The following is a 14,234-nucleotide window of genomic DNA, read 5'->3' as shown; positions in this document are numbered from 1 at the left end:
CCACTTGGCTTCTGACCGCTACCACTTAGCTCTCAATAGCTTCTTTTGCCTACTCTACTGTGCTATACTAGATTATATTTTAACACGAGGAGAAAGCCATGCTTATTCAAGCAAAAAAACTAAGCAAAACATATGGGAATAAAACCGTCGTCAACCACCTAGATCTCTCTATCCCTAGAGGCAGTTTAGTGGCTTATTTGGGGACAAATGGTGCTGGAAAATCAACAACCATTCGCATGCTAACAGGCCTAGAGCAGCCCAGCTCAGGACATATATCTAAAGAAGCTGGTTTAAAAATTGGCATCGTCTTTCAAAACAGTGTCCTCGACGATGAACTGAGCGTTCGTAACAATCTACAAAATAGAGCCAAACTATATAAAAATAAGGATAAAGCCTGGTTAGAAGAATTAATCATCCTCATTGGTCTTGATGAATTTCTAGACCAAGCCTATGGCACCCTATCTGGAGGACAGCGTAGACGTGTCGATATTGCCCGTGCCCTCCTACACAAGCCAGATATCTTATTTCTAGATGAGCCAACAACAGGACTGGATATTCAAACCAGAAAAATGATCTGGGAGCTGCTCCATCACTTAAAGCAGCAACAAGGACTTACTATTGTTTTAACGACCCATTATTTAGAAGAAGCTCAAAATGCCGATATGACCTATATCATCGATCATGGACGTCTTTTAGCCCAGGGCACTGCTCAAGAACTCATCCACTTATATGCCAAGACACAACTCTATATCAGAGGGATCGACCCAAGGACTATCACCAATCTTGACTTCCCTATTACAAAAGTTGAGGGAGGCTTGATGATTGAGGGAATGACCTCACAGGATGCCCTCGATTTTCTAACTCAGTACCGCTACCAGCTTTCAGATTTTGAATTTAAGGCAGGAACGATCAACGAAGCCTTCATGGCCATCACAGGAAAGGAGATGCCCTAATGTTTGCCCTTGCCAAAAGAAATTGTCAACTTTACTTTAGCAATAAAGCCAGTCTTTTCTTCTCACTTTTAGGAGCCTGGATCGCTTTTGCCCTTTATATTATCTTCCTGCAAAAGAATCTAGTGGATTCTTTCCAAACCATCAAGAACGCTGAAAAAATTCTGGACCAATGGGTTATTGGAGGAACACTGGCCGTGACCAGTATGACAACGACATGGACCGGGACAAGCCGTTTAATCCGAGATCGTGAAAAACACTGTCTCGATGACTTCCTATTGACAGACACCTCCTTTTTCTCCTTGCAGATGGGCTATCTACTAAGCAGCACCTTCATTGGTCTCATCATGCAGATAGTCATGTACCTGATCATGTCGGTTTACTTTTTCTACCAAGACGGCTTAGCTTTTCAATGGGACACCTCCATACCAATGCTAGGTGTCATGCTGATTTCCGCCAGTTTGGGAGCTAGCTTAAGCCTACTTTTAGCACAGCGGTTCCAAACATCAGAATCTGCAGATCGCTTTTCAATCATTATTGGGACTGCTTCTGGGTTTTTAGTAGGTGTCTATATGCCAATCGGCGCCCTACCAGACAGTGCTCAAGCCATTGTTAAAATAACACCCAGTGCCTACAGTGCTGCAGCTTTTAGACAGATCCTAGTAGAAGATATTCCTCATCGGGCCAGCATCAAAGGCATTGAGATCAAAGAATTTCTAGGAATTGGACTGAATTGGAATGGATTGACGAATCTAACACAGAATATTTTAATAGCAGTTGGAATCATCCTTATCTGCTTAGGATTGCTCCTAGCTCACCTGCTCATCACCTATCGTAAAACGAATAAAACGGCTATAACCTAGAAAGTTGAGGGAGACAGGATTTGGTAGACTATAAATTTGAAGACATCATAAATCTGGATGACGATAACATTCAGATTATTGTTCGCAGCAACCAGGATACACCAGCTGTCACAGAGTTACTGGAATACCTAGCAGCTTATCAAGCAAAATCTCCACTATTTCTGCCCATAAAGACCAAGGACAGAATCGACATGATTAAAACGAATCAATTATTATCAGTCGAAGTGGATGGATCCAACCTCGTCTTAGAAACTCTGACAGGTCAATACCTGATCAAAGAGAGACTCTATAAATTTCAGAACCAGCTCAAAAATTCCGACTTCGTGCAAGTATCAAAACAATGCCTCATCAATATTAACTACTTAGAAGCGCTGGAAAACAGTTTTTCTGGAAATATGGTTGCCTTTTTAAGAGGGGGACGAAAGATACATGTCAGTCGCTGGTATTTAAAAAATCTCGAAAAGAAGCTAGGATTGTGAGGGCATAAATATGATTAAAAAAATTGAAACAATCTTTAAATTTGCTATCATCGGAGTTGGTTTTGGAGGAGTCACTTATACGCTTTTGCTATTGATGACACACGCACAGACACAATCTGTCGCACAAATTGCAACGGTGATGTGGATCAGTGCCCTTATCGGTCTAGTGAGCATGATTTTTATATGGGATCGCTTATCACTGCTTGCCGGACTTAGCCTACATTTTTGTCTAGTCTATGCACTGGTTGCCTTGATGACCTTGCTAAATAAGATCACCAATCCATTCACCCTTCCCTTTCTAGCCACTTTTCTACTGGTTTATGTTACTATTTGGTGCCTGTCCTCCTTATCCTTTGCTAATCGTACCAACCGCATCAACCAAGTACTGGAAGAAAAGAAAAAGTCTCATTCCAACAAGCCATAAGCAGTAAGATAAGAGTCCCACTTTCTCTATTTCTTAGCTTGTCCTCTCTCTTTTTCCCGTGCTATAATAAAGACTATGACTAAGCCACATTTACTTCAAGGAGAGCGCATTGATCAGCTCTTTTCAACCGATGTTAAAATTATTCAGAATAAAGACGTCTTCAGCTACTCTGTCGACAGTGTGCTGCTATCACGCTTCCCCAAATTTCCATCCAAGGGTTTAATCGTTGACCTCTGCTCTGGAAATGGAGCCGTTGGACTTTTTGCATCAACCAAGACCAAGGCTAAAATCGTCGAGATCGAGCTCCAAGAGCGCCTGGCTGATATGGGACAGCGCTCCATTACTTTAAACAATCTCCAAGATCAGGTCACCATGGTCCATGACGATCTGGACAATCTCCTCCAGCACGTCCCTCGTTCAAAGGTAGATCTCATCTTATGCAATCCACCCTATTTTAAGGCCACTGAAACCTCTAAAAAAAATGCCAGCCAGCACTACCTCCTAGCCCGCCACGAAATCACAACCAACCTAGAAGCTATCTGTAAAATCAGCCAGCAGGCCTTAAAGACCAAAGGACGCCTAGCCCTTGTGCACCGGCCTGACCGCTTCCTAGAAATTATGGAAACTCTGCAGAATTACAAGCTAGCGCCTAAACGTATCCAATTTGTCTATCCTAAAAAAGATAAGGCAGCCAATATGATCTTAGTCGAGGCCATCAAAGATGGCTCCCTCGATGGGATGAAAGTCCTACCGCCGCTCATCGTCCACAAGGACAATGGCGACTATACCGATGACATCCATGACATCTATTTTGGCAAAGACCACAAAGCCTATATGTATGTCCTAGAATGTGCTGATGGCAGCCTCTACACCGGTTACACAACCGACCTCGACAAGCGCCTCGCCACCCACAATGCTGGAAAAGGGGCTAAGTACACCAAGTCCCGCCTGCCCGTCAAGTTAATCTACTCCGAAACGTTCAATCACAAGAATGCTGCAATGAGTGCTGAAAGTCGCTTCAAACAAAAAACACGGCAGGAAAAACTAGATTACATTAAAGAGCACAGCTAGCTAACTGTGCTCTATTTCGATTGTACTTCTCTATAAGCCTCTGAATCTTCTCTTACGTAATAATAACTTTTTCCATCTATATCATTAATTTTCAGGAAGCCATCAAATCTATAGAAACCTTCGAAACGCTCACCACTAAAAGACATTGCCCCCTCATTCACATCTTGAACCTCTTTCTTATATAAAAACTTTCTGGTGTGAATATCAAATTGATCTGGGCTCTTCTTAAGCTTAGCAAATTTAAATGTTTGATTTTCAGAATCATAGGTTACTGCCACATAATGACCTTGATAATCATCTATGTGTTTATGTGAAAAACAATAAGCCCCTCCAAAAATAATTATGTCGAAAATCGTAATAAAAACTAACACAACTAAGTATCTACCATTAATATTCTTTTGCTTTTTCATATCGGGGCTAAAACGCTTCAGCAATTTTAACCTTATAAAATCTAGACTAACATCAGCAAAGTTTTTATATATCATCCATGCAAGTAAAAATATCAGCACTTTTGCATAAACATTTAATACCCATATCCCTATAGCAGCTAAACTCCCCTGTCCAAAAAGATAATGTGCGGCAAAGAGAAATTCTCCACTGCCCCTTATATATTCCGACATCGATAAGGATAGATACAACATAAGAAGAAGTAGACTCATTTTTATTTTTACTTCAAATAAAAAGTCTTCCACCTCTTCTGTCATTGATTCAGCAATTTTAAACTGATTCCCTCCAAATAGCCTAATGAGTTTACTATCCAAAATTGAGGTGAAAAATGTGGTAAAGATAAGCGCAATGAAGGTCCAATTCAAAAATCCTGACTGTATCCCCAACATACTTACAGCACATGCTAATAGGAATGCTACAGCTATCACAGCAAAACCAGATTTTTCTGATAGATAATTCAGAAACATGGATATATAAATTACTGTGGCTAGGCATAACAAAATCAACACAATACCATTACCATTTTTAGAATATAAAAGCAGCAATACCACCACTGTAAATACATATTTTAACGAGTAGCTAAAAGACAATACAATAGCCGATAATAGTTTAGGAATTTTTTGAGTGTTCTTCAGATTAAACCACTCACCAAAAGATGGCAAATATATACTTACTTTGTCCTTAAACCACCAATTACATAAATAAAATAACAAACTAGCGATAAAAACTATAAGGAAAAAGTGTCTCTGCTTTGGTGTAGTAAAATACTGTGTTCGATCATGATAAATCCAAATCAAAGAAACTAAGTCAATTATTAAGAAAATGGCATAAGGAAATAGTAATTTACTTTGAAGAATAGTTGACTCCAACTTTTTCATTTTAACTTCCTCTTTCAATCTGTTCTAAAAGGGAGATGAATTCTTGAATAACAGGAGACAAGACAGTATTTTTTGAGTAGGCGTAACTGACATGAAAATGGTTGCTATCCCCCTGCACAGGAATCTTAACCAGACCTTCATCATTTGAAAAGAAGAAAAAGTCTGTCATATAGGTGATGCCTAGGTTTTCACGGACCATCTGACCAATCAAAGACACTTCCGATAATTTGTAGGCAACCTTGGCTCGATTATCAAAGCGTTCGTTAAGATGATTAAAGGCCTCTAAGTGAGTGTGCCCTTCATCCAGTAAGATAAAGGGCTCTTCCAACACCTCCTCAAACCTAATCGATTGGCGTTGTGATAAGGGATGCTTCTCTGAGACGATCACATAAAAAGGCCTCTGATAGAGCTCCTTGGTGACTAGCTTAGGATGATCCAGCACATGTAAACTACCAATCAGACTAAAATCCAAATCCCCACTAATCAAATGTTGAAAGAGATCGACAGAACCTTCCTCTCCCGTCATCTGGATATCTGAGATAAAAGAAATGTCTTCACCCTTTTGGATCAATTCAGATAAAATCCTAGCACGAATGATCGGTGGCAAACCAACCTTAATCTCATGGTGATGGACCCGCTCCATCTCTTTTTCTGAAATGGCAAGTTCACTCAAGATAACCCCAATGTGCTTGTCTAAAATCTCACCTTCTTGGGTCAGGACGACCGAGCGATGAGAAGGATTCTTGATAAAGAGGTCACAGTGAAAGTGATCTTCCAAGCGCTTAACAGCATAGGTAATAGTGGGCTGACTGACCTCAAAAGATTTAGCCACTGCAGTAAATGACTTTCGTTTAGATAGCTCTTTGAAATACTCTAAATCCCTTAAATTCATGTCTATCCTCCGCTGTCTATTCTAACAAATTTTTAACGCTCTTATAAATAAAATTTATGATATGGGGTCAAGTTGACTATAAGACTTGCAAATTCCTATAATGATAAAACTCATACGAGTAACTATTCTATTATTTAAGGAGTTTTCCCCATGAAAGCACATGACGTTTTAAATAATCCCTTTTTAAATAAAGGGACCGCATTTACCATGGAAGAGCGTAAAGAACTTGGTCTTATTGGACTCTTACCACCTTATGTTCAAACCATTGAAGAACAAGCCGAACAGGCTTACCAACATTTCCTTCAAAAGCCATCAAATCTGGAAAAACGTCTCTTTTTGATGGAAATTTTCAACACTAACCGTACCCTCTTTTACCACTTGTTTAACCAACACATGGTTGAATTCAATCCTATTGTCTATGATCCAGTCATCGCAGATACGATTGAAAATTACAGTCACCTCTTTGTAGATCCACAATACGCTGCTTATCTGGACATTAACCACCCAGAAAATATCGAAGAAACTCTTAAAAACGCTGCCGGCGACCGTGATATTCGCCTGATTGTTGCTACAGATGCTGAAGGTATCCTTGGTATCGGTGACTGGGGTGTCCAAGGGGTTGATATTTCTGTTGGGAAACTCATGGTTTACACAGCTGCTGCTGGGATTGATCCATCATGCGTCATGCCCCTTGTCATCGATGCAGGTACCAACCGCCAAGAACTCTTGAATGATCCCATGTACCTTGGTAACCGCCATGAGCGTGTGCGTGGTGACAAGTACGATGCCTTTATCGATCAATTCGTTCAAACCGCAGAAAAGCTCTTCCCTAAACTCTACCTCCACTGGGAGGACTTTGGTCGCTCAACTGCGGCTGACATCTTGAACCGCTACAAGAAATCTATCCCTACCTTCAACGATGATATCCAAGGTACTGGTATTGTAGTACTTGGTGGTATCTTCGGTGCTCTTGACATCACTGGCGAAAGACTCACTGACCAAGTCTACCTCTGCTACGGAGCTGGATCTGCTGGGGCTGGAATTGCCTCACGTGTCCATGCTGAAATGGTCAGTGAAGGCCTCTCAGAAGAAGAAGCTTACAAGCATTTCTTTATGATCGATACACAAGGCCTTCTCTTTGATGATATGGAAGACCTCACTCCAGCCCAAAAACCATTTGCCAAGAAACGAGCGGACTTTGAAAACGCTGGAGACATGACTAATCTCCTAGATGTGATCAAGGCAGTTAAACCAACCATCTTGGTTGGTACTTCTACAGATGCTGGTGCTTTCACCCAAGACGTCGTCAAGGCTATGTGTAACAATACTGAGCGCCCAGTCATCTTCCCAATCTCTAACCCTACGAAAAAATTAGAAGCAACTGCTGAACAAGTCATCCAATGGTCAGATGGTAAGGCCTTCGTAGCAACAGGTGTACCTTCTGGTACAGTTACTTACAAGGGAGTTGACTATCAAATCGGCCAAGCCAACAACGCTCTGATCTACCCAGGTCTTGGTCTTGGTATGCTAGCCTCAGAAGCCAAGCTGTTGACAGATGAAATGATCGGGGCTGCTGCGCATTCACTCAGTGGTCTCGTTGATCCTGGCCAACCAGGTGCTCCTGTCCTTCCACCATTTAAATATGTGCCAGATGTCTCTATCAAAGTGGCAGAAGCTGTTGCTAAAAAAGCTCAAGAGCAAGGATTAGCACAAGCAACAGAAACCGACATGGCAAAGGCTGTTCGAGATCTCAAATGGTATCCTGAATACTAAGAATCTGGAGGCTTTTAGCTATTATGAAAAAACTCAATGCTATTGAAATTTCTGGTGTCAAGCTCCCACTCTATGTGGCCTTAGTCATCATCTTAGCCCTTACTATCTGGATGGGGAAACTTCCCCTCAACATGTTGGGGATTACTTTCATGCTAGTCCTTCTAGGACATCTCTTCTACTTCTTTGGCCAAAAACTGCCGATCTTTAACACTTATCTAGGTGGAGGATCTGTCATGACCTTACTGCTGGCTGCCCTGCTTAACAGCTTGGGTATCATGCCCAAGACTGTTATCGATGCGACAGCTGCCTTTATGCAGGATTGGGGCTTTCTGGATTTCTACATTGCAGCCTTGATCTGTGGGGCTATCCTAGGTATGAACCGTAACCTCTTAGTTAAGGCATCAGCTCGCTTTATCCCCATTTCACTGGCCACTATGGTCATTGGTTTCTTTGCAACTGGCGGTATGGGGATGCTGCTGGGGCAAGGCTTTAGCCACTCTGTCCTTTATATTTCAATGGCACAGATGGCTGGGGGGATGGGGGCTGGTATTGTTCCCCTCTCTAAGATCTATGCTAGCCAACTCCATGTCCCAGCAGGTCAAATCCTCAACCAACTAGCACCAGCCACAACCCTTGGTAACCTCTTTGCCATCATTGGTGCTATCTTTATCGCCAAAGCCTTTGCCAAGACAAAATATAACGGTCATGGAGTGCTTATCGAGGTTGATAAAGATGAGCTGGAAAAACCTGCAGTCACACTCGATGCCACCAAAATCGGTGTCGGACTCATGTTTGCTTTTGGATTATTCCTTATCGGTGTCATTCTCAATGCCTTTATTCCTAAGATTCATAGCTATGCCTTTATGATTATCATTGTCTTTATCCTAAAGGCCACCGATACTGTACCAAAAACCCTACAAGATTGTGTCGTGATGTTTAACCAAGTGGTTATGACCAACCTGACCCATGCCGTCTTGGCAGGGATCGGACTAGCCATGATGGATCTCTCCAAATTGGCTGCTGCCATGACCTGGCAATTCCTAGTCCTCAGCTTGACCTCTGTCCTTGCTATGGGACTGGCTAGTTGGTTCCTTGGTAAGATCTTCGGACTCTTCCCAGTGGAAACAGCTATCGGTGCCGGTATGATCAATAATTCCATGGGAGGTACTGGTAACATCGCTGTCCTATCAGCTGCCGATCGTATGGAAATGATCGCTTTTGCCCAAATGGCTAACCGGCTCGGTGGGGCCATTATCCTTATCCTAGGTGGTATCTTGATTCAGCTCTTTAGCTAAAGCAAATAAACCGATTTAATAGACAAGTAACCTGGAACTTCACATTAGAAATCCAGGTTATTTTTTATAGAGAAATTGACAAACAGCTATTCCTCCAATATCTATCCTAGATCAGGTAGTCTACCTTATTCTTGTATTCTTGGCCATAAATCACTACAATAAAAACATAAAATTCTTAGCAAGGTGGTGAATCCTAATGATGAATGCAGACATAAAGGCAGCTAAAGCATTCAGACAACATGCTACAATGGTTGATAGTCAACGTGATGCAGGACTTCCTAGAGAAATTCCTGAAGTTGAGCGTTTTGATGATATTGCCTACGGTCCAAAGGAAAAATGGAATCTGTTAGACATCTACCTACCCAAAAATCGCCAAGGAAACGTTCCAACGATCATCAGCATTCACGGCGGAGGCTGGGTTTATGGCACTAAAGAAACCTATCAGTTCTTCGGCCTCAGTCTAGCTAAGGAAGGCTTTGGCTTTGTCAATTTCAACTATGAACTGGCACCTGATGTTATCTTTCCAAGTGAACTTGAGGATGTCAATCTTGCTATGCACTGGGTAGCGCAACATGGACAAGATTATGACCTTGACCTGGACAATGTCTTTATTATAGGAGATAGCGCTGGCGGTCAAATGGCCGGTCAATATTTGACCATCCTAACCAATGCTACCTTTCGAGCTAAATTTGGCTATGCTAAACCAGAATTCACTGTTCGAGCTGGTGCCATCCATTGTGGAGCTGCCTTTTTGACCTTACCAGGTGTTATTGAGGGCGCACCAGAAGCCTACTTCACACCTGAAGTTTTGGCAGAAAAATACGATATGCTCCAAACTGAAGACTACATGACTAAAGAGCTTCCACCTCTCTTTCTTACCACAGCCAATAATGACTTCCTCCGTGACTGTACTGTCCGTTTAGATGGCTACTTATTAGCCAAAGGAATCACTCACGAATTTCACTCCTACGGCACAGCGGACAATCCCAAAAAGCATGTCTTTAATTACAATAGTAAAGATCCCGAAGCTCTAGCATGTAACCTAGAAATGCTGAACTTCTTCAAGAAGCATCTGGTCTAAGACTTATACTTTGATAGATAGGCTAGCCATTTTTGATTTAAATTAATCTTAAATTTCTCTTACCAAAATCTTAAATTTCTGCTAAAATAAAACCACTAGAGGATAGAGAAGGCCTCTCATTACCATAACAGGAGCTCTATCTGGCTAAATTAGGAGGAATACCCATGAGAAAACGAGATAAGCTATCTTGGAAACCTTCCAAGAAATACCTGTTCACCCTGTCCAGTGCTGTCATCTTGGCTAGCTTTACCGCTTTATCCAAGCCAGTTACAGCTGACGAGCAAACTCAAGTAACGACACCACTCGTCGCTGATACAAACACCAATGACAAAGCACAAACTGCTAATCAGAACACTGCCGTGGTCAACAACCCACTCACCACATCAGAGCCTGCTGCTAATCAAACACCTAACACGCCCCAAGAAGAATTGCCTTCAGAGTCTACAGCAGCAAGCACAGTGCTGACTTCAGAATCACAAGATACAGATACAGCATCATCTCCGCTATCTAAGGAAGAAGAACCTGCTGTCTCTGAACCATCAGCAACAAGCGTCACCACAACCTCTGGTTTTTATAGTGACGACCAAGGCAATTGGTATTATGCTGACCAAAATGGTCAAAAGGTCACAGGCTTTCAGACCATTGATGGCGCCCGCCTCTACTTTGACCAAGACGGCAAACAAGCAAAGGGTAAAGAAGTCAAAATCGGTGATAATGACTATTACTTCGATCAAGATAATGGACAGATGTGGACCAATCGTTTTCGCCTAGCCTATATCGCAACTCGTCCAAGAAGCGACTCCAGATACCTCTCTTGGGTCTACTATGGCCAAGATGGTGCCAAGGTCCGTGGTCACCAAGTCATTGACGGCAAAGAATACTACTTTGATGATAGCGGTATCCAATGGAAAGGGCGCATACTTAAAAATGAAGACGGCACAATAAACTACTATGACCGTTTCAACGGTCAAAAAGTTTATAACGCCTTCCGTAGCTACACTATCGACTATAGCCCAATTGGCCCTACGATAACGGATACCTACTACTTTGACGACAAAGGGAACGCAGTCTCAGGATTCCAAGAAATCGAAGGAAAACTCTATCATTTCGACGATGACGGTAAACTGATCACTCGCCCAAGCTATCTCAATAATCTAGAATACTTGATTGATTACACTGAAATATATCAAGGAAAAGCTTATCAACCTGATGAGACAGGAATCTTGGTAGAAAATACCTTGATCAAACACCAATTCATCACACAAGATGATAACACCTACTACTTAGATGACGAGGGTAAAGTAGTCTCTGGTCTCACTACAATTGACGGGAAAACTTACTATTTTGGAGATACCAAAGAATGGCAATATAATGTACCAGCCAAAGTGACAGGTCTGCCAAATGCTATGTTCCACGGTAGCGTCTGGTTTGAAAAATCTGGTACTCCCCACTATCATATCCCTACAAACAAATACGATAATCATGTAGATTCTTACTACATGTATTTCGGTGAAGACGGCGCAGCTGTGACCAACCAATTCGTTGAAGAAAACAGCAACACCTACTACTATGGAAACGATGGGAAGCGCGTCAAAGGATCACAAACGATCGATGGGAAACACCTCTACTTTGATGAAGAAGATGGGCATCAGATCAAAGGAGCCCTCTACTCAACGGCAACTGGAGCACGCTATTACTTTGATAATAACACTGGTGAAGCCCTAACCAATCAAGATGTTACCGTCGATGGCATCACCTATCACCTCGACCAAACCGGTCTAGCTAAAGTCACTAACTACCCAGCAAAGACTAATCAACTGGTTTACTTCAACCTTTATGCTATAGCTCCAAGCGGTAAGGTTTATAGCCATAAAGCGTCTAATACTTACTTCAAGAACCCTTCAAAAACAGCCTTTACAACCGATTTTTACTACTTCGATGAAAATGGCAAGGCTGTAGCCAATCGCTTTGTTGAAATCTCTGGAAAATGGTATTACTTTGATGCCGATGGTAAAGGGGTAACAGGCGCCCAAACTATCAACGGCCAAAACCTCTACTTCAACGCTGATGGCAGCCAAGTCAAAGGTGCTACAGATCCCGACGGCAACTATTACGACATCAACACTGGCCAACGGCAGCCATAAATAAATGCCTTGACAAAAAAGGTCACTGTTCAATTTCATGTATAAAAAAAACCAGTTTGAAGTTTCAAACTGGTTTTTTGTCCTGTTAAATATGTCTTATGCTTAATGACTATTTTTTAAACCGAACACTAAGCTATATTCGTCACCTAGCGATCTCCTTTATTTCGGATCACAAAGCCACTTTGCTTCTCACTTGAGGTACGGTGTGGATGTTTATTATTCTTATTTTCAAAGTCCTTACGATTTTTATTGGACGTGCGTTTAAAATCACGACGACCATTATTATCACGACGGTTTCGCTCGCCACGTCCGCCTCGGTTACGGTTATTATTCCCACGTCCACCCTTGCTACGATTAAAGCCAGATGGCTTAAACGGTAGAGGCTTCTCACGACTAATCTCAACCTCTGGCATAGTCGCTGGATCTTGAACCGTCAAACTAAGGATATAGAGGGCCAATTCTTCTGGGCTAAACTCAGCTGCCAGCTTAACCGCATCTTCTTTAAACTTATCAAAGTTGGCACGAATTGCCTCATTTGCAAAATCACGCTCAATCTTCGTTAAAGCGACACGCTTCTTAGCTTCAAAGGCTTCTTTTTCTGTCGCTGGCTTAAGACCTTGCATACGCTTCTTGGTCAAATTTTCAATAATAGAGAGATAACCCATTTCATTTGGTGAAACAAAGGTAATAGATTGTCCCTTTTTACCAGCCCGACCAGTACGGCCAATCCGGTGAACATAACTCTCTGGATCTTGAGGAATATCATAGTTGTAGACATGAGTCACACCAGAAATATCAAGACCACGTGCTGCAACGTCTGTCGCCACCAAAATATCTAGATTATCATTCTTAAAATCACGGATAACACGTAAACGCTTATTTTGATCCAAGTCTCCGTGGATCCCTTCAGCACGATAGCCACGAAGTTTAAGCCCACGAGTCAATTCATCTACACGACGTTTGGTACGACCAAAGACGATAGAGAGCTCAGGCTGATCAACGTCAATGAGGCGCGTCATAGTGTCGAACTTTTCTTGTTCTTTGACACGAACATAGAACTGCTCGATATTATCACTGGTTAGTTCTTTTGCTGCAATCCGGACATGCTCAGGATTTTTCATGAACTTAATTCCAATACGCTTGATAGCATCAGGCATCGTCGCTGAGAAAAGTAGAGTTTGACGCTTCTCAGGGACATGACTGATGATAGCTTCGATATCTTCAAGGAAGCCCATGTTAAGCATTTCATCAGCCTCATCCAGAATAAGGGTCTCAATATTATTGAGGCGAAGAGCCTTACGCTTAATCAGATCCAGCAAGCGTCCTGGTGTTCCCACAACGATATGAGCCCCTGAGCGAAGCGCCTTAATTTGCTTTTCAATACTGGAACCACCGTAGACAGAACGGACCTTAACCCCCTTGTCTCGACCAAATCGAAAGAGCTCTTCTTGACTTTGAACGGCCAATTCGCGCGTTGGTGCAATGACCAAGGCTTGAATAGCTTTGTGCTCGACATTAATTTTATTCAGCGTTGGCAGACCAAATGCTGCAGTCTTACCTGTTCCTGTTTGCGCCTGACCAATGACATCCTTACCTTCTAAGGCCAAGGGAATCGTCATCTCCTGTATAGGTGATGGCTCTACAAAGCCAGCTTTTTCAACGGCTGACAAAATATCTGCTGATAGTTGTAATTCTGTAAATTTCACTTAAAAACTCTTTTCTAAAAAGACAGTGCGAGGCTGCCTTATAAAACCTGTTTAGTATCATTATTGCACCATGAGTGCAACTCCCTAAGTATACCACGTTATGGGGTAAAATGATAGTTTATCTATTGAAAATTAAACGTAACGAATAGCCAGGTCCTGAAAAAATCCGCTGATACTTAACTTCTATAGCCAACCCTATAAACAGCATTCATCTTATTTCCAGCCTTATTG

General features: G+C 42.1%; 12 protein-coding genes. 9 read left to right on the top strand and 3 right to left on the bottom strand.

Annotated features, from left to right (window positions below):
* Positions 1-98: 98 nt before the first annotated feature.
* The 5 genes from AC4HAI_RS00940 (at position 99) to AC4HAI_RS00920 (ending at position 3,787) form a co-directional block, all read left to right on the top strand.
* Positions 99-953: an ABC transporter ATP-binding protein gene (locus AC4HAI_RS00940; protein WP_491110083.1), complete on the top strand. Its 855-nt coding sequence runs from the start codon at positions 99-101 to the stop codon at positions 951-953.
* Positions 953-1,813: an ABC transporter permease gene (locus AC4HAI_RS00935; RefSeq protein WP_491110082.1), complete on the top strand. Its 861-nt coding sequence runs from the start codon at positions 953-955 to the stop codon at positions 1,811-1,813. The genes AC4HAI_RS00940 and AC4HAI_RS00935 overlap by 1 nt, the downstream gene beginning before the upstream one ends.
* Positions 1,814-1,833: 20 nt before the next feature.
* Positions 1,834-2,292 carry a LytTR family DNA-binding domain-containing protein gene (locus AC4HAI_RS00930; protein ID WP_491110081.1) on the top strand — a complete coding sequence of 153 codons (459 nt, stop codon included), beginning with the start codon at positions 1,834-1,836 and terminating at the stop codon, positions 2,290-2,292.
* A 10-nt stretch (positions 2,293-2,302) separates the two neighbouring features.
* Positions 2,303-2,716 carry a DUF3021 domain-containing protein gene (locus tag AC4HAI_RS00925; protein ID WP_491078211.1) on the top strand — a complete coding sequence of 138 codons (414 nt, stop codon included), beginning with the start codon at positions 2,303-2,305 and terminating at the stop codon, positions 2,714-2,716.
* Positions 2,717-2,791: 75 nt separating this feature from the next.
* Positions 2,792-3,787 carry a GIY-YIG nuclease family protein gene (locus AC4HAI_RS00920; RefSeq protein WP_491110080.1) on the top strand — a complete coding sequence of 332 codons (996 nt, stop codon included), beginning with the start codon at positions 2,792-2,794 and terminating at the stop codon, positions 3,785-3,787.
* 11 nt (positions 3,788-3,798) lie between these two features.
* On the opposite strand, the gene AC4HAI_RS00915 is transcribed toward AC4HAI_RS00920, so the two are convergent.
* Together AC4HAI_RS00915 and AC4HAI_RS00910 are read right to left on the bottom strand one after the other, a co-directional pair.
* Complete coding sequence (locus tag AC4HAI_RS00915) at positions 3,799-5,112, bottom strand: hypothetical protein (RefSeq protein WP_491110079.1); 1,314 nt, start codon at positions 5,110-5,112, stop codon at positions 3,799-3,801.
* Between the two features lies 1 nt (position 5,113).
* Positions 5,114-6,004 (bottom strand): LysR family transcriptional regulator, encoded by an 891-nt coding sequence (locus AC4HAI_RS00910; protein WP_491110078.1) that lies wholly within the window; start codon positions 6,002-6,004, stop codon positions 5,114-5,116.
* Between the two features lie 150 nt (positions 6,005-6,154).
* Between AC4HAI_RS00910 and AC4HAI_RS00905 the strand changes: the two genes are divergently transcribed.
* The 4 genes from AC4HAI_RS00905 to AC4HAI_RS00890 all read left to right on the top strand — a co-directional run bounded on the left by AC4HAI_RS00905 (position 6,155) and on the right by AC4HAI_RS00890 (position 12,297).
* Complete coding sequence (locus AC4HAI_RS00905; protein ID WP_491110077.1) at positions 6,155-7,777, top strand: malolactic enzyme; 1,623 nt, start codon at positions 6,155-6,157, stop codon at positions 7,775-7,777.
* A gap of 23 nt (positions 7,778-7,800) precedes the next feature.
* The gene (locus AC4HAI_RS00900; protein ID WP_491110076.1) at positions 7,801-9,072 is read left to right on the top strand and encodes a 2-hydroxycarboxylate transporter family protein; all 1,272 of its coding nucleotides are present in this window, start codon (positions 7,801-7,803) and stop codon (positions 9,070-9,072) included.
* A gap of 196 nt (positions 9,073-9,268) precedes the next feature.
* A complete protein-coding gene (locus tag AC4HAI_RS00895; RefSeq protein ID WP_491110075.1) occupies positions 9,269-10,153 on the top strand; it encodes an alpha/beta hydrolase in 885 nt (294 codons plus the stop codon).
* 164 nt (positions 10,154-10,317) lie between these two features.
* Positions 10,318-12,297 carry a hypothetical protein gene (locus AC4HAI_RS00890; protein ID WP_491110073.1) on the top strand — a complete coding sequence of 660 codons (1,980 nt, stop codon included), beginning with the start codon at positions 10,318-10,320 and terminating at the stop codon, positions 12,295-12,297.
* 146 nt (positions 12,298-12,443) lie between these two features.
* On the opposite strand, the gene cshA is transcribed toward AC4HAI_RS00890, so the two are convergent.
* Positions 12,444-14,003, bottom strand: a complete 1,560-nt coding sequence (gene cshA, locus AC4HAI_RS00885; protein ID WP_491110071.1) for a degradosome RNA helicase CshA — start codon at positions 14,001-14,003, stop codon at positions 12,444-12,446.
* Between the last annotated feature and the right edge of the window lie 231 nt (positions 14,004-14,234).

This window comes from Streptococcus sp. ALY_208, assembly GCF_058314295.1.
This window is presented reverse-complemented; position numbering and strand designations above follow the sequence as displayed.